This is a genomic window from Sphingomonas fucosidasi, from assembly GCF_036663855.1.
GTDB lineage: Bacteria > Pseudomonadota > Alphaproteobacteria > Sphingomonadales > Sphingomonadaceae > Sphingomonas > Sphingomonas faeni_B.
Window position 1 is genome coordinate 32,700 of record NZ_JAXOJR010000012.1, and the last position, 20,693, is coordinate 53,392.

A 20,693-nucleotide genomic window follows, 5' to 3' on the forward strand; every position below is an offset into this window, starting at 1 on the left:
ACCATCGGCAGTTCTCGCCGAGTTCGCTCTTCGAGGCGGTACGCTCCGGGTGATCCCCCTCCACCCCCGCTCTGCGAGCGGCGGTCCCCCTCCCCGTGCCGGGGAGGATGGGTGTCCCCGCGACGGCAGGGACGCAGACTGGGCACCCGCCTTCGCGGGTGAACATGCTTTTTCCTGTTACTCCCTCTCTCCTGCGGGGAAAGGAAACAGAAATCACCGCGTCTGTTGCGCCGGCTGGACGTCCTGCGTTTCCTCGCTCGGCGGGTTGCGGATCGAGGGGCGGAGTCGGCTCAGGCTGCATAGGCCCGCCACCAGCGCGAGACCCGCGGCGACCAAAGGCGGGGTCATGCCGGCACCTACGCCCATCGCCAGCAACGCCGCGACCAAGGTGGCGCCGGTCGTCTGGCCGACCAGCCGGACGGTCGAGACGAGGCCGCCCGCCGCCGCCGCCCGCTCCCGCGGCGCACTCCCGATGATCAACCGCGCATTCGGCGCCATGAACATCCCGAACCCAGACCCGCACAACGCCATCCGCCACGCGATATCGAAATACCCAGGGTCCGCCGGCATGTAGGCGAGCAGCAGCAGCGCGCAGATCGAGACGCTCATCCCGATCCCGCCGAGCAGCCCCGCCGGATAGCGATCCGACAACCACCCCGACAGCGGCGCCACGACCATGTTCGCCAGCGGCCACGGCGCGATTGCCGCGCCGACTTCGGCGGCCGAGAACCCATACGCATGCGTCAACCGGAACGGCGTCGACAGCAACAACGTCATCTGCGCGATGAACGCGGTGTACGCACCGATCGCCGACAGCGCGAGCACCGGCCGGGCGAGCAGATCGATCGGCAGGATCGGCTTGGTCTCGCCCTGTTCGCGCTTCACGAAGAACCAGCCGATCACCGCGCCGGTCAATACGATCGCGGCCGAGACGATCGGACTGTCGCCGTGGACCGCGCTCTCCGCGCCGCCGATCACGAGCCCGATCATCGCCGCGCACATCACCGCGCCAAGCACGTCGAACGGCTCGTCACGCCGGTGCGGCTCGGGCAGCGCGCGGCCAAGTAGCAGCGACGCGATCGCGAACGGCACCGCGCTCGCGAACACCCAGGGCCACGGTGCGATCGCGAGCACCAGTCCGCCGATCGTCGGAGCCAGCGCCGCCGAACTCGACACCACGACCGAGTTGATCCCGAGCCCGCGGCCAAGCTGCTTGGTCGGATAGATCGAGCGGATCAGCGCCGACGAGACGCTGAGCGCCGCCGCTGCGCCCAACGCTTGCGCCGCGCGGACGACGAGCAGGAACGGCAGGCTCTTCGCGAAGAAACATAGCAGCGTCGCGACCGTGAACAGCAGCTGGCCATATTGGTACATCCGCTTCAGCCCGATCCGGTCGCCGAGCCCCGAGAACGGGAGCAGCGCCATCGCCAGGATCAGCTGGTACACCGTGACCACGGTCACCACCGCGCTGTTGCCGACGTGCAGGTCGCGCGCGATCGTCGGCAGCGCGACGGTGGCGATGCCGCCATCGATGATCGTCAGCGCCGTCCCCGCCGAAATCGCGGCGATCGCCATGAAGCGGCGGGGCTTGGGCAGGCCGTCCTGCATTTTCTTCAGCTCACTTCGTCACCCCGGACTTGTTCCGGGGACCACCGTGCCGCACAATCGACGCGATTTGTTATGCGGATCGGTGGACCCCGGAACAAGGCTCTCCTGAGCGAAGTCGAAGGGTCGGGGTGACGGTAGGGAGTTGGGTATGCGTGGTTTTTGCTTTTCGGCGGCAGCAGTGATGCTTGCGGGTACGTCGGCCATTGCCCAAGTCGCAACGATGACCAAAACTAATACCACCAAAACCGACACTGCCGCCGATCCGTATATCTGGCTCGAGGACAAGGATGGCGCGAAGCCGCTTGCCTGGGTCGAGGCGGAGAATGCGAAGACGCTCCCGCGGCTCCAGAACGATCCCCGCTACAAGACCTTTTACGCCGAGGCACTGGCGATCGCGTCGGCCAAGGATCGCATCCCGATGCCGAACCAGATGTTCGGGCGGATCTACAATTTCTGGCGCGATGCCGATCATCCGCACGGCCTGTGGCGCTGGACCAGCGCGGCGGATTACGCATCGGCGACGCCCAAGTGGACGACCGCGCTCGATCTCGATGCGCTGGGCAAGGCCGAGGGCAAGCAGTGGGTGTGGAAGGGCTCGACCTGCCTCGAGCCCGAGCAGCGGCTGTGCCTGGTCGCGCTGTCCGAGGGCGGCGAGGATGCGGTGACGTATCGCGAGTTCGATCTGCAGACCGGCGCGTTCGTCGCGAACGGCTTCATGCTGCCCAAGTCGAAGCAGGACGCGACCTGGGTCGACAAGGATACGCTGCTGGTCGCGCGCGACTGGGGTGCGGGCACGACGACGCAGTCGGGCTATGCATTCGTGATGAAGCAGCTGAAGCGCGGCCAGCCGCTCGCCGCCGCGACCGAGGTGTATCGTGGTGCCGCGACCGACCAGGGCGGCACTGCGGCTAATGTGCTGACCGACGAGAAGGGCAACCGCCTGATCGTGATCCAGCGCCGGAAGACGTTCTTCGGCGCGGACAAGCTGGTGTGGACGCCAGCCGGTGCGCGGCCGCTTGCGCTGCCTGACCGGACGTTCCCGGCAGGGATGATCGACGGGCAGGTAATATTCTCGACCAGCGATCCGTGGGGCAAGATTCCTGAAGGCGCGATTGCGTCGGCGCCGCTCGCCGAGGTGGAGAAGGGGGCGATCAACCCGACGATCGTGTTCGCGCCGGGGCCGCGCCAGTCGGTCGACGGTATGGGGCTGACGAAATCGAAGCTGTTGCTGGTCGTGTCGGACAACGTCCGCGGCCGCGCGTCGGTCTATACGCATGGGGCGGGGGGCTGGAGCGCCAAGCCGATCGCGCTGCCGGACAACGCCTCGATCGACGTCGTCAGCACGACCGATCGCAGCGACGACGCCTATCTGACGGTGACCGGGTTCCTGACGCCGACCTCGCTGTATGCGCTGGATGCGGCCTCGTCCGCTGCACCAAAGCCCATCAAGACCTTGCCGCCGAAGTTCGACGCGTCGAACGACGTCGTCGAGCAGTTCGAGGCGACGTCGACCGATGGGACGAAGGTGCCGTATTTTGTGGTCCACAAGAAGGGCATCGCGCTAGACGGCACTACGCCGACGATCATGACCGCCTATGGCGGGTTCGAAGTGTCGATGACACCGAGCTATTCGGGGAGCACCGGCAAGCTGTGGCTGGAGCGCGGCGGGTCCTACGTGCTCGCCAACATCCGCGGCGGCGGCGAGTTCGGGCCCAAATGGCATGACGCCGGGCGGAAAACCAAGCGGCAGGTGATCTATGACGACTTCGCCGCGGTGGCGAAGGACCTGTTCGCGCGGAAACTGACGAGCCCGGCCAAGCTCGGCATCTATGGTGGGTCGAACGGTGGTTTGCTGATGGGGGTCGAGTTCAACCAGCATCCCGACCTGTGGAAGGCAGTGACGATCCAGGTGCCGCTGCTCGACATGATTCGCTACGAGGGGATCGCCGCAGGGGCGTCGTGGGTCGACGAATATGGCTCGGTCAGCGTGCCCGAGGAGAAGGCGTTTCTCGAAAAGATCTCGCCGTATCAGAACATCAGGAAGGGCGTCGCGTATCCGGAGCCGTATATCTGGACGACCACCAAGGACGACCGCGTCGGGCCGCAACATGCGCGCAAGTTCGCGGCGCGGCTGAAGGAGTACGGCCTGCCGTATCTCTACTACGAGGATACCGCGGGCGGTCATTCGGGCGATGCGGACATCGAGCAGGGGGCCCGGTTGCAGGCACTGCAGATGACCTACTTCACGCAGAAGCTCGTCGGGCCGGCAAAGTAGGGATGGGGCAGAAGGTTCTGCAATCCTCCCCCGCCAGGGGGAGGTGGCAGGCGTCAGCCTGACGGAGGGGGAGGGCGCGACAACCTGCGTTCCGTGTCCTCCCCCTCCGTCACCTCCGGCGATACCTCCCCCTGGCGGGGGAGGATCAAGCCATCAACGGCAGCGAACCTGGTTGTTGCTCTGCTCCACCGCACGCCCCGCAAGACCACCCGCCGCGGCGCCCAGCAACGAGCCGACGATCCGCGAACGGCCACCGTCGATCACGTTGCCGAGGATGCCGCCACCGGCCGCACCGATGATCAGCCCGGTCGTGCCGTCGTTGCGCTTGCAGTAATAACGCCCATCCTGCCCCGCATAGACGCGGTCGTTGGTCGCCAGCGTACGCTCCTGGTAGTTCGGACCCGCACGATAATAGCGCGAGGGATCATAATTTCCCTCGTCGCGCTCGTCCGGATACGCCTCCTGATAGCCGCCGCTGCGATCGGGCGCGGTACGATAGCCGGTCTGCGGCGCATAACCGCCGCGATTGCCGCGGACCGACTGGTAGCGATCGAATTCCGTGCGGAAGATCTGCAACTCGCTGTCGAGCCGCGCCTGCGCCGCCGCGAACCGCGCATCGTCGGCCTGCGACTGGGCGAGTGCCGGCGTGGCAACGGAAAGGCACGTCGCCGCAATCACCGCAGCCGTACCGAAGAAACGCTTCATGATCCAAATCCTCGTCAAAGGGTCACATGCAGGGACGGATGGTGGCGTCATGCCACCGCCCGCCTGGTGCCGACGCACCATAGTACGCGCCGGCTCGGCTTACATCAGCGGCAGATCTGCACGCGACGATGGTTGCGCCATTCGGTGCGGCAACGGCGACTGTTGTTCCAGCTGCGACGATCGTTGCCGCGGCCGCGATAGCGCCGGTCGTCATGGCGATCGCCACGATGATCGTTGCCGCGGAAATCGCGCCGATCGCCACGGTGATCCCCACGATGATCGTTGTCGCGATACTGCTGGCTATACCCGCGATCGCGCTGCGCCTCGGCAGGAGCGGCGGCACCGAGGCCGAGCGTTGCAAAGGCCAACCCGGCCGCGATGAGATGCGTAAACTTCATGAGATGTCCTCTCGAACCCGACGATCGGGATGCGCCGGTGATACGGCTGTCGAGAGACATCGTTCCTGAACGGGGTTGTCGGCTGCGGTACAGGTTTGGGGGCGACGTCGCCCGGGGCTATACCGAAAAGAGAATATGAAAACGCTACAGAGGTTTTGGAGGCCACTTTTGCAGTTCCGTCGAGACTTCAGCGCTGTTCGCCGCAGGTGATATGTTGCCAGTAAGTCTGGCTAATGCTGCTTTCCGTTCAAGTTGGCGAACGTTTCGCTCTTCTAGCAGAGCTGTTGGGAAGTATACGCGACCGAAGTCGTCCTGCCGTAAAGAGTCTGATAACCCAAGATTTAGCGACATGGCTTTCAGAAGGCGCCTAAGCCTTTCATCAATCACGTGGTCAGGAGCCACTGGCGATAATGCTTGAAAGAGTTCGGACCAGCACTCGCGCACTTTCGTATCGTCTGAAAAGGCTACATCAATAAAATTTAGAGCTCTAACTGTGTCTTCGGAATATATCTCGGCTCGTCCCTGCATTATCGTAGCAAATACGTTCAGTCTAATTTGCCTTGAATTTGCAGACTTATCAGAGTTTACGCGCAACGCATCGGACATTTTTGCAGCGGTCAAAGGGCCGCGCCAGGCTGCAACGGCGGCGGCAATGGCTGCAACGGCGCTAAGAAATGCAGCAGATTCAGCGGGATCAGACCACGACGTCATATATCCACCCCGTAATCGTCCAATTTTTCTAGCTTGTAATTTACCGGACCTAAAGGCGTCTCAAGTCGAATGTAGTCGTTATCCAGCGAAGCGCGCGATACAAATAATTTTACTTCGTATGTCAGGCCATGGACGCCGGCGGTAACGCCTTGGACAACAGTATCTGACGAGGGAACGGTAACACGCACAGTGCCGTCCAACGACCCGTCATCGTCGACTTTATACAGTCCGCTAAAACGAACTCCCAAAGGATCCGCGCCGTGAATCTTGCCCTCGCGAAAGCTGAACATGGCAAAACCCTGTCCTTCAGTGCCGCTCATATACACGGCATAAATGCCATCCCACGAGTTCATAATAGCGCCCCCCAACAAGAGCCTATCCTAGAGTCACGAAGCTATCCATCACCCGTTTGCGCCCCGACTGCTCGAAGTCTATCTCCAGCTTGTTGCCTTCGATTTCGGCGATCGCGCCATAGCCGAACTTCTGGTGGAACACGCGCATGCCGAGCGACAGGTCGTCGCGGCCCTTGTTGCCGAGGCTGATCGCGCTGGAGCGGCTTTCGACGATGCGGGCAGGCTTGGTGGAGAAACTGCTTCCGGTGCCGGCGGTGCTGCCTGACGCGCGCTGCCAGCCGGGGCCGCGGCCGGTGGCGCGGGCGACGTCCGCGAAGGGATCGGCGCGGTCGGACCAGTTGGCCTGCCAAAGGCTTGCGCCGCCGGACATCGTCGTTTCCGTATCGATATGCTCGGCGGGGAGTTCGGCGACGAAGCGCGAGGGGATCGACGAGTTCCACTGGCCGTAGATGCGGCGGTTGGCGGCGTGGATGATCACGGCCAGACGTCGGGCGCGGGTGATCGCGACATAGGCGAGGCGGCGTTCCTCCTCGAGGCTCTTCACGCCGCCCTCGTCGAGCGAGCGCTGCGACGGGAACAGGCCTTCCTCCCAGCCGACTAGGAAAACCGTGTCGTATTCGAGGCCCTTGGCGGCGTGGATGGTCATGATCGTGACCTGCGGGTCCTGCGCGCCACCCTCGTTGTCCATCACCAGCGACACATGTTCGAGGAACGCGCCGAGCGAATCATACTCCTCCATCGCGCGGACGAGTTCGCTGAGGTTCTCGAGGCGGCCGGTGGCTTCGACCGACTTTTCGGCCTGGTACATCGCGGTGTAGCCGCTCTCGTCGAGCAATTGCCGCGCGAGCTCGGCGTGCGGCAGGCTGGTCGCCATGTCGCGCCAGCGGGCGATATCGCCGACCAGCCGGCCGAGCGACTTCTTCGCCGCCCCGGTCAGTTCGTCGGTGTCGAGGATGCGCGCGGCGGCGGTGGTCAGCGGGGTGCCGGTGGCGCGCGCGAGCTGGTGGATGCGCGCGACCGCCTTGTCGCCGAGTCCGCGTTTGGGGACGTTGACGATGCGTTCGAAGGCGAGGTCGTCCGCCGGCTGGTTGACCACGCGGAGATAGGCGAGCGCGTCGCGGATCTCGGCGCGCTCGTAGAAACGGAAGCCGCCGACGATCTTGTACGGCATGCCGATCGCGATGAAGCGGTCCTCGAACTCGCGCGTCTGGTGCTGCGCGCGGACCAGGATCGCGACCTCGTCGAGCGACTTGCCCGAGCGGCGGACGATGTCGATCTCCTCGCCGACGCGGCGCGCTTCCTCCGGGCCGTCCCAGACGCCGATGACCTTGACCTTTTCGCCGACGTCGCGCTCAGTCCACAGCTGCTTGCCCAGCCGCCCGCCATTGTTCGCGATCACGCCCGATGCGGCGCCGAGGATGTGCGGCGTGCTGCGGTAATTCTGTTCGAGGCGGATGACCTTCGCGCCCGGAAAATCGCGCTCGAACTTCAGGATGTTCTCGACCTGCGCGCCGCGCCACGAATAGATCGACTGGTCGTCGTCGCCGACGCAGGCGATGTTCTTGCGCTCCTGCGCTAGCAGCCGCAGCCAGAGATATTGCGACGAGTTGGTGTCCTGATACTCGTCGACCATGATGTATTTGAAGCGCTGCTGATACTGCGCCAGCACATCGCGGTGCGTCTTCAGAATGACGAGCATGTGGAGCAGCAGATCGCCGAAATCGCACGCGTTCAGCGCGATCAGCCGGGTCTGGTATTGCTGGTACAACTCGCCGCCGCGGCCGTTGGCGTAGCGTTCGGATTCGCCCGCATCGATATCGGCGGGGACGAGCCCCTTGTTCTTCCACTGGTCGATCAGCCCGGCGAGGCTGCGCGTCGGAAAGCGCTTCTCGTCGATGTCCGCGGCGAGAATGAGTTGCTTCAGCAGCCGCAGCTGGTCGTCGGTATCGAGGATCGTGAAGTTCGATTGCAGCCCGACGAGCTCGGCGTGGCGACGCAGCATCTTCGCGGCGATCGCGTGGAACGTGCCGAGCCACGGCATCCCCTCGACCGCATCGCCGACGAGCCGGCCGACCCGCTCGCGCATCTCGCGCGCGGCCTTGTTGGTGAAGGTGACGCTCAGGATTTCCGACGGCCACGCCTTCCTGGTGAAGATCAGGTGCGCGAGCCGGGCGGTGAGCGCCGCAGTCTTGCCGGTACCCGCGCCGGCGATGATCAGGACGGGGCCATCGGTGGTCAGCACCGCCTCGCGCTGCGGCGGATTGAGACCGCGGAGATAGGGAGGCTCTGCTTGCGGCGCGGACGTTTGGGCGATCTGGTTCACCGGTGAACAGGTAGGGAACGGGGGGCGATCGGGCAACCTTTGAAACGTCGCTGAACCGTCGCGCGGACGTCACGAAGCACGTCTAGGGGATGCGCAGCGACGAGGTTCGTCGTCGGAGATGCCGCAACCAGAAAGGCGTCCCGACGCACTGGCGCCGTCGCCCGCAGGCCGGGGCCTGCGGACCGCAGGACCAATCGAGGAACATCATCATGAAGCTTTTCATCAGCGTCGCTTCGGCGGCGATCGTCGGCGCGTGCCTGTTCTCGGCGGGCGCATCGGCCAGTTCCGTGCGCGAACCGGTGTCGGTGCGCGTATCGCTAGCCGGACTCGACCTCACCAGCGACGCCGGACGAACCGCGTTCCAGCGCCGGTTGCGCTCGGCGATCGCCAGCGCCTGCCAGCCGCGTACCGGTGGCCTCGACGCGCTCGCCGATTCGCACCAGTGTCGCAAGGAGATGACCACGGATGCGAGCGTGAAGCTGGCCGCGTTGCTGAATAGCGGGACGCAGCTCGCCAGCATCGACGCGGTGCGCTGAACTAGCGCGCTGATCGGGGAAGGACGTCGGTTTTTATTGATCCTCCCCCGCAAGGGGGAGGATGGTTAAGGCGGCTCCCAAATCAGGCCGAGCCATCGCTTGATCTGCATCTGTCATAAGATTGTCATCGTAAGGGCCGACTGCACATTCCCATGGCAACCTCCACATTTGCACCCGACGCGCTAACGGCTGATTCGAGCGCTGCGGCGTCGGCACCGCACACTGGTCCCAGGCTCGACCATGCGCTGCACCCGGCGGGGCGCTGGCTGTTCCTCGCCGTGCTGATCGGTGGGCTCGCCTATGCCGGGTTCAGCATCGCCTTCGACACCGCGCAGGTCGGCGAGAGCCTGGCGGGCGGCGCCTTCGCGTTCCTCGCGCTCGCGCTGCTGATCGCGCTCGGGTTCGAGTTCGTGAACGGCTTCCACGATACCGCCAATGCGGTCGCCACCGTCATCTACACGCATTCGATGCCCGCGCCGCTTGCGGTCGTGTGGTCGGGGTTCTTCAACTTCCTTGGCGTGATGTTGTCGTCGGGCGCAGTGGCGTATTCGATCGTCACGCTACTGCCGGTCGACCTGATCCTCAACGTCGGTAGCGTCGGCGGGTTCGCGATGATCTTCGCGCTGCTGCTCGCGGCGATCGTGTGGAACCTCGCGACCTGGGCGGTCGGGCTGCCCAATTCGTCGAGCCATGCGCTGATCGGCTCGATCCTTGGCGTCGGGCTCGCCAATCAGCTCATCAGCGGCGGCGGGGCGGACGGTACGTCCGGCGTCGATATGGCGCAGGTCTGGAAGGTTCTTTCCGCGCTCGCGTTCAGCCCGATCGTCGGGTTCGTCGGCGCGCTGTTGCTGCTGCTCGTGATGAAGCGCTTCCTGCGCGACAAGGCGCTGTACGAGGCCCCCGAGGGCCAGACGCCGCCGCCACGCGGCATCCGTGCGCTGCTGATCGGCACGTGCACCGCGGTCAGCTTCGCGCATGGCAGCAACGACGGGCAGAAGGGGATGGGGCTGATCATGCTCATCCTGATCGGCTGCGCGCCGACTGCCTATGCGCTCAACCGGACGATGCCCGAGAGCGCGACGCCGGCGTTCGTCCAGACCGCGCAGGCGGCGTCGGCGGCGTACCGCGCGCATGCCGATGGCGCACCGACCGACGTCGGCGCGGCGCGCGCGCAGGTCACGCAGGCGCTGAAGAGCAAGCATGTCGCGGACCCGGTCGTCTATGGCGCGCTCGCGACGTTGTCGGACGACGTGTCGAGCCGGATCGCGGGCTATGGGTCGCTCGGGAAAGTGCCCGCCGCGGCGACGCCGAACTTGCGCAACGACATGTATCTGGTGCTCGATACCACCAAGCTGATCGCCGCCGACAAGGCCGCGCAGGGTCGGTTTACCGCGCAGGAGATCACCACGCTCAAGAGCTATGATAGCGGGCTCGAGCAGGGCACGCGCTATATCCCGACCTGGGTGAAGGTGACCGTCGCGCTGGCGCTCGGGCTGGGCACGATGGTCGGGTGGAAGCGGATCGTCGTCACGGTGGGCGAGCGGATCGGCAAGACGCATCTGACCTATGGCATGGGCGCATCGGCCGAGCTGGTCGCGGCGTCGACGATCCTGCTGGCGGTGAACTTCGGGATGCCGGTGTCGACCACGCATATCCTGTCGTCCGGCGTCGCGGGTGCGAGCGTTGCCAATGGCGCCGGACTGCAGCGGCGCACGGTGATGAACATGGCGCTGGCGTGGGTGATGACGCTGCCGGTGGCGATGCTGTTGTCGGGCGGACTGTACTGGCTGCTGCTGACGCTGGCGCATACGCTGGGGTATTGAGCGTTCTAAAATCCTCCCCTGTGAGGGGAGGTGGCTGGCTCTTGCCAGACGGAGGGGTGCCGCCCCTCAACTTGGGGCGGATACCCCTCCGTCAGTCCCTCCGGGACTGCCACCTCCCCCGATGGGGGAGGATCGAGTTCGGCGGAACCCCTAGCCCGCCCTACGGGTTGCCGGGCCCATGCGATTGCGATGCTCGATCTGTAGCAACTGGGACTGGCTCCCGCATGAGGACTGGTCCGAATGTAGCCACTGCCGCCTGATGGTGCGCCACGTGGGCGAGGTTGGCGAAGTGGCCCGCGACATCGTCGCCGGGCTCGAAAGCGGTGTCGTCGATCTGGAACGCGAGCCCGCCGAGCGCTGGACGCTCGACCCGGCAGGATTGCGCAACGTGGCGTGGCGGTTCGGGTTCGAGGTCGAACCGACCGCCGTCGCGCCAAATGCGATCCGCTTCCCACACGACTACCGACCTGCACACGCGGAGGCGGTCCCTGCGCAGACCGTGCCGCACGCAATTGGCCTCGGCATCATCGCGCGTGCCGCCGACACCGCCGATCTCGTCGACATCGCAACACACTATCGCAGCGCGTTTGCCCGGATCGTCGTCCTCCTCGACGCCACAGCAGACGACGCGCGCGAACTTGCCGCACAGTTTCCGTGGGTCGAGGTCGCGCACCACCCACTCGACGGCGATTTTGCCGCACAGCGCAATCGGCTTCAGGACATGATGAAGACCCGCTGGGTGTTGCAGATCGACACCGACGAGCGCCCCGACGCTGCCTTGCTCGATGCGCTCGGCTGGTTGGTCGCGGCGGCGGATCGCGATGGGCTGCGTTCGCTGGGACTACCACGCCGCAACCTCGTCGACGGCGTGCAATCTGCATCCTATCCGGACATCCAGTACCGCCTCAATCGCAGCGACATCCGCTTTGCCGGCCGGGTCCACGAACGCCCGGTCGTACCGTTCGTCGAAAGTTCGCTGGCGCTGGCCGGCGCGCTCGATCACCGGCTCGATGGCGAGCGGGTACGCGAGCGGACGCGGATCTACGAAGCGATGTCGACCGGCGCGGGCAGGCCCGAGGACGAGGCGTTGTTGCTCGCCCGCTTCGATCCCGTGGCGGTGCGGTAGACCGCGGCCGTCTGCGCGGCGAGCGTGTCGCGCGTGAACATCCCTGCGGCCCTGCGGCTTGCAGTGGCATAATGCGCGCGTAACACCGGGTCTTCGACCAGCCGCTGGATCTGCGTCGCGAGATCGTCCCCGGTGCAGGTCTTCGCGAGCAATCCGGCACCGCTCTCGCCAATGAACAGCCGCGCGCTCGGATCCTCCGCACAGGCGACGACCGGGCGGCCGAACATCATTGCCTCCTGATACACCAGCCCAAAGCTCTCGTACCGTGACGGCGCGACGATCACGTGCGCCGCCTCCATCAGGTCGTGCAACATGGCCTCGTCGACGCGGTGGTGGCAGGTCAACCGCGCACGCGCCGACGCCGGGATTGCGCCGACGTCTTCCGCGCGTACGCCGACGATCGTCAGCCGGAAATCACGCATCCCGGCATCCGCGCGGCGCGACAGGATACGCAGCGCCATGATCAGCGCGTCGAACCCCTTGCGGTGCTCGTCGCGCCCGACGAACAGCAGGTCTATCGGTTCGCCGAGCGGGTAGGTCGCCGCAGAGCCGCGCGCGACGATCTCGGGCGGGAGGCTGAGGCCGATCACCGCATGCCGCGCTCCTTCGCCGGGCGACGCGACGCCGTACAGCGCCGCGATCTTATCGCCGTGAAGCTGCGTGTTCGAGATCAGAGCCTTGCTGAAGCGCGCGGTGATGCGTTCCGCCAGCATCGCGGCGCGGCGATCGAACCGGTCGCGCAGGCTCGTCACGGTCTCCGCCGAAGTTGCCGCCGGGGTCGAGTTGCGCGTCACCAGGCGCGCGGGGCCGGCAAGCGCGATCGCCAGACCGGGCGCGTACCAGTTGGTCGCCTCGACGATGTCGAACGGTGCGCGGCGGTGCTCGCGCGCAACCGCTCGGCGGAACGCGAACGGCGCCACAAGATGCCCGATCCCGGCGATCTTGCGCAGGCGCGCGGGCAAGGACCCTTCGCGCAAACCGCAGCCGAACACCGAAACCCTGCCGTCGCGGCTGTCTTCGCGCCGATCCATCGTAAATACGCTGACGTCATGGCCTGCGCCCGCCAGCGACTGCGCGATCTCCCGTGCGGCGCGCGTAAGTCCGCTCTTTTCAGGGGGATACGCCCAAGTGAGTAGAGCGATCCTCACGATGCACCGTCACGCGGCAGATGGAACGCAGAATAGAACGTACTAATCTGTGTCAATACAAGGGTTTCGAGTGTCATCGGCCCGGAACTCGGCAACCCCGCGGGGGGTTCCTTGAGTGAATCGCAGATGAACGGGGGAAGGGTGTTCGTACTACATATCGCGTTACAGGGGTGTTTGCGCGCAACCGACGTCGAATACGGACTCACCGCGGATACCGGCGGGCATATCCGCTATCTGCTCGATCTCGTCTCTGCCAGCGGTCGCCATCCGGCGATCGACCGGATGGAAATCGTCACCCGCGCCTTCCGGCGCATGGCCTATGCCGAATGCTATGCCGAGCCGATCGAGACGATCGACGGCACCACGCGGATCGTCCGCCTGCCGACCGCATCCGATGCATATCTGGTCAAGGAAGACCTGTGGACCGAGCATGACAGCCTCGTCGAGGCCCTCATCGCGCACATCGCCACGCTCGACCAAGTGCCCGATGTCATGCATGCACATTATGCCGATGCCGGGCTGATCGCAGCGCGTGTCTCGGCGCGTACCGGCATACCCTATGTCTTCACCGCGCACTCGCTGGGGCGCGTGAAGCTGGCCGCGTTCGACCGCGACTGTACGGAGACCGCCGGTCTTGATCGCCGGATCGCGATCGAGGAAGAGGCGATCGCCGCCGCCGCCGCGATCATCGCGTCGTCGCGCGACGAGGCCGAGGTCCAGTACGCGGATTATGCGAACTACGATCCCGGCAGGATCCGCGTGTTCGCGCCCGGCAGCGACCTGAAGCAGTTCGCGAACTGCCGCACCGACGCGCGCGTCGATGCGTTGATCGACCGGTTCCTCGACGATCCTTCCAAGCCGGTGATCCTCGCCATCGCGCGTCCTGTGACCAAGAAGAACCTCGCCGCGCTCGTCCACGCTTATGGCCGCTCGCCCGCGTTGCGGGCCGCGGCGAACCTTGTAATTCTGGCGGGTACGCGCGACGACAGTGCGACGCTTGAGCCGGAGATCCGCGACAACATCGCCGAACTGCTGCAATTGATTGACCGCTACGACCTGTACGGCAAGGTCGCCTATCCGAAGCAGCACCGTCCCGACGATATTGCTGCGGTGTATGCCTACGCGCGCACCCGACGCGGTATCTTCGTCAATCCGGCGCTCAACGAACCGTTCGGTCTGACCCTGCTCGAAGCGGCGGCGAGCGGCCTGCCGGTGGTCGCGACCGACAGCGGTGGTCCGAACGACATCGTCGAGACATGCGGCAACGGCATCCTCGTCGATCCGCGCTCGTCGACCGCGATTACCGATGCGATCCTCAAGATCCTCGACGATCTCGCGCTCTGGTCGCGCTATTCGGCGGCGGGATCGGTCGCGATCCGGGCGTATGATTGGGACCGTCACGTACAGCTTTACGTGGGCCTGCTTGATGAGGTCGTCGGCACCGCCGCGCTGCCGGTCGCCGAGCGCGAACCGGCATTGCTGCTGGTGTCGGATATCGACGGAACGCTCATCGGCTGCGCGCAAGGCGTCGGCGATTTCGCGGCATGGCACGCGGCGCAGACCGACGTCGCGTTCGCGATCGCCACCGGGCGGAGCTTTCATAGCGCGATGGCGGTGCTTGGCCAGCATGACGCGCCAAGGCCGGCGATCCTGATCACGTCGGTTGGTTCGGAGATCTATTACCGGACGGTGCGCGGGGCGGTGTACGACCGCGATACCGAGTGGGACGGCATCATCGCAGCGGGCTGGGATCGCGAGGCGGTCGCCGCGCTGATCGGGCAACATGCCGGCCTGACCCCGCAAAGTCCGCTCGAGCAACGCCGGTTCAAGCTCAGCTATTTCGCGGACGGCGACATGGCGGCGGCGGAGCGCGTGCGCGCGCTACTTGCGGAACACGGTCATAGCTGTTCGATCATCCATAGCCATGGCCGCTATCTCGACGTGCTGCCGCATGCTGCGTCGAAGGGCACTGCTGTCGAGCATGTCCGTCGCCGCCTCGGCCTCGAACCGCGCCAGGTGATCGTCGCGGGTGATAGCGGCAACGATATCGAGATGCTGCGCTCGTCGCGCCACGCGATCATCGTCGGCAATTACTCGGATGGCCTTGGCACGCGTGCCGACCTCGCGCATGGCTATGTCGCGGTCGGCCATCACGCGCGCGGGGTGATCGAAGGCGTGGCGTATTTCCGCTCCGCGGCCGAACAGTCGGAGCCGCTGGCCGCGGTACGGAAGCGGGCCTCGTGAGCGTCAGCGTCCTCACGCTCGTCCGCGGGCGTCGCGCGCATCTGGCGAACCTGATTGCCGGGTTGAACGCGTCGCGGCGCAAGCCCGACGAACTGGTGATCGCCTATATGCAGCCGGCGGCGCATATCGATCTAACCTCGACCGACTTTCCGATCCGGGAGGTGTTCGTATCAGGCGACGCGATGCCACTTGCCGCGGCGCGCAATCGTGCCGCGGCCGCGGCGTCGGGCAAGCAACTTATCTTCCTCGACGTCGATTGCGTGCCATCACCGACTCTGGTCGAACGCTATGTCGAGACGGGATCCGAGCCAGGCGGCATTCGGTTGGGAGAGGTTCTGTATCTTCCTGCTGGTGTCATCGCGGACGGTATCGATTTCGCTGCGCTCGACCGGATCGGCATGCGCCACCCCGACAAGCCGCCGATCGCTATCGACGAGATCCGTCCGACGCCGAGCCATGGCGAACTTTGGGGCTTGTCGTTTGGGATTTCCGCCGCGGATTGGACGCGAGCCGGGGGGATGGACGAACGCTATGTCGGCTATGGCGGGGAGGAGACGGACTTCGCCGCGAGACTGGAGCGCGCGGGCGTCGCGATGTGGTGGGTTGGAGGCGCGCGCGCGTATCATCAGCACCACATCGTCCACACGCCGGCCTATCAGCATTTCGACGCGATCATCCGAAATGCGCGCCTGTTTCGTGCGACATGGGGGCGGTGGTGCATGCAATATTGGCTCGAGCAGTTCGCGGAGAATGGTCTGATCGCATGGGATGCGGATACGATCACGGCCTTGCGACCGCCGACCGAGGCGGAAGTGATTGCGTCGAAGATGCCACCGGAGACGCTGTTCAGCTGAGGCCAGGTGCCTGCCCGACTTACCCGTGTAGGTCGTCAATATTCTTCCGACGGGGCTGGCGCCGGGACGCGCTTATCCCGTCGCCCACAGCGAAACCGCCAGTCCTTCCAGATACTCTGCCGCCACCTTTGCCGCGTCGTCGTCGTAAAGTTCGGCAAGTGCCGTCGAGTCAAGTGCCTTGGCCGCATCGAGGATCCCGCGCCATGGTGCCAGCGCGCCTGGCCACGCCGGAAGCGCAACCGCCGCACCCAGTTCCGCAAGTCGCTCTGCCTTGCGAGTCTGCTCACCGAAATACCGCCATTCGGGCGCACACACATAAGGTCGTCCGACGCGCGCGATCTCGTGCACCGTGTTGTCGCCCGCCGACGCGATCACCACGTCCGCCGCGGCGATGTGGTCGGTCACGCCGGATACCCAGCCTAGCTCGACCAGATTGCCGAAATCGGTCTCGTGTCCCTCGCGGTGGACTGGTCCCAGCACCAGCCACAGCGCATCCGGCACCGCCCGCGCCGCCATCGTCAGCGGCGCATACGGCGTGCCTGCGCCACCGCCGCCGGTGAGTACGACGATAATCTCCTGGTTCGGATCAAGCCCGAGTTTCGCACGCGCTTCGGCCTTGGTCGGGACCGGATCGCCGGTCGTGCAAAGGCCGCCTGCGTAGCATGTCTTTGCGCGCACCCAGTCGGGGGTGTCGCCTTGCTCAAGCGCTTCGCCGAACGGTGCGAGCAGGCCGACGCTCGCCTGATAGGCGCCGAGATGCCCCGGATCGAGCCGGTCGCCGTGCATCCGGATGCTGATCGCCGGGACGCTGGCGATCCGCGCGAGCAACGCGATCTCTGCGGAGACGTCGACCACGAACAGCGCCGGATCGACGTCGTCGAGATGGTCGATGATCGTCCGCATCGTCGCCCGCGTCTTCGCCACCCCGAGCGGGACGCAGTGCATCACCTCGGGCGTGGCCTGTGCGAACAGGCCGGGCGTCGGCACCGGCGCACCGATCATGTCGGGCAGCGCCGCGATCGTAATCGGCCGCTCGAACCCGTCGAACAGCGACGGCTTGGCGGTCAGGATCGTCACCATGCGCTCGGGCGGCAGTTCGCGGATGATCGCCATCGCGCGGTTCGCATGTCCGCGGCCCTGGTGATGGATGAAGAACGTGATCGGCTGGCTCATGCCGGTTGCTGTACCGGAGCCGTGCGCGAAGGCGATTGATGTCGATCAGCATAGTCGGCGCTTAACCCGAACAAGGCCTCGACCTCGGGATCGAGCCATGCGGCGATGTGCGCGGCATCCTCGGCCGCCAGATCGGGATACGCGGTCGGCACATAGGGCGCATGGCCCTGTCCCTTGTAGCTGGTGATCGGCACGTAGGGCGCGCGCCGCTCCAGACCGGCCGCCGCCGCCAGCGCCGTCACGAACGCCGCCGGATCGCGCGCGAACGCATCGTAACCCAGCAGCGCGACGTTGTGCGCGCGGTTGGTCAGCGACGACCAATGGCGCAGCTTGGCGGTTCGCTTGGCGATGCAGTTTGCGAACCGTTCGCCGGTCTCGGGATCGCGCTCGTGCAGCATCTCCTCGCCGTGCATCGGGTGTCCGGGCTCGATATGCCCGAAATGATCGTCCCAATAACTGTGCCAGTCGCTGCGGATGAACGCGTCGAACGGCTTGGCCTTCAGTTCGGGATGCGCATGCCAAGGCTGGCGGTGCAGGCTGCGCGCCCAGTCATACGCATCGCGCGCCACGATCAGCACCAGCGTATCCTTCACGAACAGCGTTTGCGGCGGCACGAACCAATGCTTGAACCCGAACGCCTCGGTGATCGCGACGCCAGGCAGGTTCGCCTCGATCGCGCGCGTGACGAGGTTGGTCCCGCTGCACCGCTGGCCATAAATCTGGACCCGCGCGATGGGTGTTTCCCCGCGCTTCACGATCCGCAATCCTGGCAAAGGTTGCAACCAGTCCAGGGACTTGGCGGGGCGGGGTGCGGGAATTGACATGACCGATTGCCGCTAGCGTCGGGCGGGACGGCGTACAACCAACTACCGAGCAACTACCGAGCAACTACCGGATCTGGCAGGCGATGCGATCAGGACCTTGGGCAGGACTTGGAGCCATTGCCACGACCCCGGTATCGTCGGGCCGACGAGTGCGGCGGGCGATCGACCGCCACGCGACGATCACGCCGACAGCGAGCACCAAGACCGCGCCGGCAATGAAGGCAAGGTAGAAACACGGTGCACGCCACGGTGAGGCGGCTGTTCCGACCGGATCGTCGAGGTCGGGCCCCGGATGGGTGGGCGTTCCGACCGCAATGTCGGTGGCCGGAGCCGGTGCGAGCCATGGCAAGCCGAACCCGTAGTCGGCGCCGCGCGCGGTGGACTTGGCTGCAATCACGGTCATCACGTGCCTCCTGCGCTCGGCCGGTCCCGGGGCAGCGCGCGACTCGGCTGAGGGCCGCGCGTCGTCCGATCCGATCGTTATGGCGGACAAGTGTTGCACGGCCGCGTCACGTCGAGCGATCTGCCGCCGCTGTTGGCCGATCCGGCTTGCGCCCCGCCGATCCGCGCAGGCGGGGCCGGGTCAGCGTACCCGAAGCCAGTCGCGTAGAACTGCGGTGACTTCGCCGGGGCGTTCCAGCGGGGACAGGTGGCCGCATCCGCGCAGCAGATGGAAGCGTGCGCCCGGAATCCGCAAGCTCAGCGACAGCGCGTCGTCGGGGGTGCAGATCCGGTCGCGATCGCCGACCGCGACTAGCGTAGGCACGTGGATCGCGGCGATCGCCTCGCTGATGTCGGGCCGGGCTAGCAGCGCGCGTTGCTGGCGTTCGAACACCACGGGCCCGACGCGGTCGGCCATCGCCTGCGCGGGACCGCTGACGATCGCGCTGAGCAGCGGATCGGCGTGCGGTGCGGTGGCGAGCATGCCTTGCCCTGCGACGGTACGCGGACGGACGTCCATCGACCCGCGCGTCCCGAACAGCGCGATCCGCTCAATCCGGTCGGGGGCCTGGCGGACCATCTCCATCGCGACGTAGCCGCCGAGGCTGACGCCGGCGACCGCGAACCGCGGCGGTGCGGCGGCGAGCACCCGCGCGGCCATCGCCGACAGCGTATCGTCCTGCGACAGGTCGCCGAACTCGACCTGCGCGACGGCGGCGAGGTCGACGATCTGCCGTGCCCATAATTGCCCGTCGCAGCCCATCGCGGGGAGCAGCATCAACGGTGTACGCGGTCGGACCATGCGAAATCTCCGGTAGCGGCGGGTTGCGGGGATGCTCACGTCAGGCGACGAACGGGAAGGCGAGCGCGATCATCCCGACCAGCGTCATCACCGTGCAGACGGCGATGGCCGGCACGAGCGTGAAGCGCTGGTGATCGGCGAGGTCGATGCCGACCAGGCTGACCAGCAGATAGGTCGACGGCACCAGCGGGCTGAGCAGATGGACCGGCTGGCCTATCAGCGAGGCACGGGCGATCGCTTCGGGTGCCACGCCGTAATGCGCGCCGGCCTCGGCGAGGATCGGCAGCATCCCGAAATAGAACGCGTCGTTAGAGATGAAGAAGGTGGCCGGCATGCTCAGCACTGCGGTGATCGGCGCCATGTACGGCCCGAGCGCCGGCGGGATCACGCCGACCACCGCCTTGCTCATCGCCTCGACCATACCGGTGCCGCCGAGGATCCCGGTGAAGATGCCCGCCGCGAAGATCAGCGACACCACCGCCAGCACGTTGCCGGCATGGGCGGAGATTCGCTCCTTCTGGTCGGCGACGCCGGGATAGTTGACGATCATCGCGATCGCGAACGCCAGCATCATCAGCACCGACAGCGGGAGAATCCCCCAGACCAGCAACGTCAGCAGCGTGACGACGAGCGCCGCGTTGAACCAGATCAGCTTGGGGCGGCGCGCTTCGGGATATTGCGAGACGGCCATGCCGGTGAACTCGGTGTCCGCGGTGATGCCCGCTTCACCCATCCGGACGCGCTCCTTACGCCCGAAATACACGGCGAGGCCGATCAGGAAGGCGAGCCCCGCGATCATGCCGGGGATCAACGGCAGGAACAGCGTGGCGGGGTCAAGTTTCAGTGCACTCGCTGCGCGCGCGGTCGGCCCGCCCCACGGCGTCAGGTTCATGATCCCGCTCGTCGTCATCAACAGGCAGACCAGGTACAGCCGGTTCATGTTGAAGCGCTTGTAGAGCGGCAGCAGCGCGGCGATCGTGATGATGTAGGTGGTCGAGCCGTCGCCATCGAGGCTGACGAGCGCACACAGCACGACCGTGCCGATCAGGATGCGCATCGGATCGCCGTGGACCATCCGGATCAGCCGTCCGACCAGCGGATCGAAGAGCCCCGTGTCGGTCATCGTCGAGAAGAACAGGATCGCGAACAGCAGCATGACGCCGGTCGGCGCGAGGTTCTTGATGCCGTCGATCATCATCGGGCCGAGGCCCGCGGCCTCGCCCGCGAACACGCCGAAGAGCGACGGGATCACGATGAGCGCGACCAGCGGCGTCATCTTCTTGGTCATGATCAACGTCATGAACGTGGCCACCATCAGGAAGCCGAGCAGGGCAAGATTCATCGCATCG

At 65.8% G+C, this 20,693-nt stretch carries 18 protein-coding genes; 6 read left to right on the plus strand and 12 right to left on the minus strand.

The features are described from left to right. Nucleotides 1-213: 213 nt before the first annotated feature. Nucleotides 214-1,608 carry an MFS transporter gene (locus U1737_RS18185; RefSeq protein ID WP_332797747.1) on the minus strand — a complete coding sequence of 465 codons (1,395 nt, stop codon included), beginning with the start codon at nt 1,606-1,608 and terminating at the stop codon, nt 214-216. Nucleotides 1,609-1,828: 220 nt separating this feature from the next. On the opposite strand from U1737_RS18185, the gene U1737_RS18190 reads away from it, so the two are divergent. Next, nucleotides 1,829-3,883 (plus strand): prolyl oligopeptidase family serine peptidase, encoded by a 2,055-nt coding sequence (locus U1737_RS18190; protein WP_332797748.1) that lies wholly within the window; start codon nt 1,829-1,831, stop codon nt 3,881-3,883. Between the two features lie 153 nt (nt 3,884-4,036). Here U1737_RS18190 and U1737_RS18195 read toward each other — a convergent pair whose 3' ends face one another. From U1737_RS18195 to U1737_RS18215, 5 genes are all read right to left on the minus strand, one after another. Next, on the minus strand, nt 4,037-4,588 hold the full coding sequence (locus tag U1737_RS18195; protein ID WP_132740412.1) for a glycine zipper 2TM domain-containing protein: 552 nt from the start codon (nt 4,586-4,588) through the stop codon (nt 4,037-4,039). Between the two features lie 104 nt (nt 4,589-4,692). Continuing rightward, entirely contained in the window at nt 4,693-4,986 is a 294-nt protein-coding gene (locus tag U1737_RS18200) for a hypothetical protein (RefSeq protein WP_332797749.1), read from the minus strand. Nucleotides 4,987-5,130: 144 nt separating this feature from the next. Beyond that, complete coding sequence (locus U1737_RS18205) at nt 5,131-5,697, minus strand: DUF6680 family protein (RefSeq protein WP_332797750.1); 567 nt, start codon at nt 5,695-5,697, stop codon at nt 5,131-5,133. Further along, the gene (locus U1737_RS18210; RefSeq protein WP_332797751.1) at nt 5,694-6,017 is read right to left on the minus strand and encodes a hypothetical protein; all 324 of its coding nucleotides are present in this window, start codon (nt 6,015-6,017) and stop codon (nt 5,694-5,696) included. The genes U1737_RS18205 and U1737_RS18210 overlap by 4 nt, the downstream gene beginning before the upstream one ends. 55 nt (nt 6,018-6,072) lie before the next feature. Beyond that, nucleotides 6,073-8,364, minus strand: coding sequence for an ATP-dependent helicase (locus U1737_RS18215; RefSeq protein WP_332797809.1), 2,292 nt, complete (start codon nt 8,362-8,364; stop codon nt 6,073-6,075). A 218-nt stretch (nt 8,365-8,582) separates the two neighbouring features. Here U1737_RS18215 and U1737_RS18220 point away from each other — a divergent pair, with 218 nt between their 5' ends. The 3 genes from U1737_RS18220 (at nt 8,583) to U1737_RS18230 (ending at nt 11,858) form a co-directional block, all read left to right on the plus strand. After that, nucleotides 8,583-8,909, plus strand: coding sequence for a UrcA family protein (locus tag U1737_RS18220; RefSeq protein WP_332797752.1), 327 nt, complete (start codon nt 8,583-8,585; stop codon nt 8,907-8,909). Nucleotides 8,910-9,061: 152 nt separating this feature from the next. Next, complete coding sequence (locus U1737_RS18225; RefSeq protein ID WP_248521704.1) at nt 9,062-10,732, plus strand: inorganic phosphate transporter; 1,671 nt, start codon at nt 9,062-9,064, stop codon at nt 10,730-10,732. A gap of 259 nt (nt 10,733-10,991) precedes the next feature. Continuing rightward, the gene (locus U1737_RS18230; protein WP_332797753.1) at nt 10,992-11,858 is read left to right on the plus strand and encodes a glycosyltransferase family protein; all 867 of its coding nucleotides are present in this window, start codon (nt 10,992-10,994) and stop codon (nt 11,856-11,858) included. On the opposite strand, the gene U1737_RS18235 is transcribed toward U1737_RS18230, so the two are convergent. Further along, the gene (locus tag U1737_RS18235; RefSeq protein ID WP_332797754.1) at nt 11,774-13,006 is read right to left on the minus strand and encodes a glycosyltransferase family 4 protein; all 1,233 of its coding nucleotides are present in this window, start codon (nt 13,004-13,006) and stop codon (nt 11,774-11,776) included. The genes U1737_RS18230 and U1737_RS18235 overlap by 85 nt on opposite strands. Nucleotides 13,007-13,147: 141 nt before the next feature. On the opposite strand from U1737_RS18235, the gene U1737_RS18240 reads away from it, so the two are divergent. Together U1737_RS18240 and U1737_RS18245 are read left to right on the plus strand one after the other, a co-directional pair. Next, on the plus strand, nt 13,148-15,250 hold the full coding sequence (locus tag U1737_RS18240) for an HAD-IIB family hydrolase (RefSeq protein ID WP_332797755.1): 2,103 nt from the start codon (nt 13,148-13,150) through the stop codon (nt 15,248-15,250). Beyond that, the gene (locus tag U1737_RS18245) at nt 15,247-16,104 is read left to right on the plus strand and encodes a glycosyltransferase family 2 protein (protein ID WP_248521696.1); all 858 of its coding nucleotides are present in this window, start codon (nt 15,247-15,249) and stop codon (nt 16,102-16,104) included. The genes U1737_RS18240 and U1737_RS18245 overlap by 4 nt, the downstream gene beginning before the upstream one ends. A 72-nt stretch (nt 16,105-16,176) precedes the next feature. Here the strand turns inward: U1737_RS18245 and U1737_RS18250 are convergent, their stop codons facing one another. The 5 genes from U1737_RS18250 to U1737_RS18270 all read right to left on the minus strand — a co-directional run bounded on the left by U1737_RS18250 (nt 16,177) and on the right by U1737_RS18270 (nt 20,686). Then, nucleotides 16,177-17,277, minus strand: a complete 1,101-nt coding sequence (locus U1737_RS18250; protein WP_332797756.1) for a glycosyltransferase — start codon at nt 17,275-17,277, stop codon at nt 16,177-16,179. Next, nucleotides 17,274-18,032 carry a hypothetical protein gene (locus U1737_RS18255; RefSeq protein ID WP_248521694.1) on the minus strand — a complete coding sequence of 253 codons (759 nt, stop codon included), beginning with the start codon at nt 18,030-18,032 and terminating at the stop codon, nt 17,274-17,276. The genes U1737_RS18250 and U1737_RS18255 overlap by 4 nt, the downstream gene beginning before the upstream one ends. 133 nt (nt 18,033-18,165) lie before the next feature. Continuing rightward, entirely contained in the window at nt 18,166-18,504 is a 339-nt protein-coding gene (locus U1737_RS18260; protein ID WP_332797757.1) for a hypothetical protein, read from the minus strand. Between the two features lie 180 nt (nt 18,505-18,684). Then, the gene (locus U1737_RS18265; protein ID WP_332797758.1) at nt 18,685-19,344 is read right to left on the minus strand and encodes an alpha/beta fold hydrolase; all 660 of its coding nucleotides are present in this window, start codon (nt 19,342-19,344) and stop codon (nt 18,685-18,687) included. A 40-nt stretch (nt 19,345-19,384) separates the two neighbouring features. After that, nucleotides 19,385-20,686: a CitMHS family transporter gene (locus tag U1737_RS18270; RefSeq protein ID WP_332797759.1), complete on the minus strand. Its 1,302-nt coding sequence runs from the start codon at nt 20,684-20,686 to the stop codon at nt 19,385-19,387. Nucleotides 20,687-20,693: the final 7 nt, after the last annotated feature.

What these genes read in the sequence shown, in the direction of transcription:
- U1737_RS18270 (WP_332797759.1), bottom strand. Translation starts at nt 20,686, where the DNA reads ATGAATCTTGCCCTGCTCGGCTTCCTGATGGTGGCCACGTTCATGACG.
- U1737_RS18230 (WP_332797753.1), top strand. Translation starts at nt 10,992, where the DNA reads ATGGTGCGCCACGTGGGCGAGGTTGGCGAAGTGGCCCGCGACATCGTC.
- U1737_RS18195 (WP_132740412.1), bottom strand. Translation starts at nt 4,588, where the DNA reads ATGAAGCGTTTCTTCGGTACGGCTGCGGTGATTGCGGCGACGTGCCTT.
- U1737_RS18250 (WP_332797756.1), bottom strand. Translation starts at nt 17,277, where the DNA reads ATGAGCCAGCCGATCACGTTCTTCATCCATCACCAGGGCCGCGGACAT.
- U1737_RS18225 (WP_248521704.1), top strand. Translation starts at nt 9,062, where the DNA reads ATGGCAACCTCCACATTTGCACCCGACGCGCTAACGGCTGATTCGAGC.
- U1737_RS18220 (WP_332797752.1), top strand. Translation starts at nt 8,583, where the DNA reads ATGAAGCTTTTCATCAGCGTCGCTTCGGCGGCGATCGTCGGCGCGTGC.
- U1737_RS18265 (WP_332797758.1), bottom strand. Translation starts at nt 19,344, where the DNA reads ATGGTCCGACCGCGTACACCGTTGATGCTGCTCCCCGCGATGGGCTGC.
- U1737_RS18200 (WP_332797749.1), bottom strand. Translation starts at nt 4,986, where the DNA reads ATGAAGTTTACGCATCTCATCGCGGCCGGGTTGGCCTTTGCAACGCTC.
- U1737_RS18210 (WP_332797751.1), bottom strand. Translation starts at nt 6,017, where the DNA reads ATGAGCGGCACTGAAGGACAGGGTTTTGCCATGTTCAGCTTTCGCGAG.
- U1737_RS18185 (WP_332797747.1), bottom strand. Translation starts at nt 1,608, where the DNA reads ATGCAGGACGGCCTGCCCAAGCCCCGCCGCTTCATGGCGATCGCCGCG.
- U1737_RS18260 (WP_332797757.1), bottom strand. Translation starts at nt 18,504, where the DNA reads ATGACCGTGATTGCAGCCAAGTCCACCGCGCGCGGCGCCGACTACGGG.
- U1737_RS18190 (WP_332797748.1), top strand. Translation starts at nt 1,829, where the DNA reads ATGACCAAAACTAATACCACCAAAACCGACACTGCCGCCGATCCGTAT.
- U1737_RS18205 (WP_332797750.1), bottom strand. Translation starts at nt 5,697, where the DNA reads ATGACGTCGTGGTCTGATCCCGCTGAATCTGCTGCATTTCTTAGCGCC.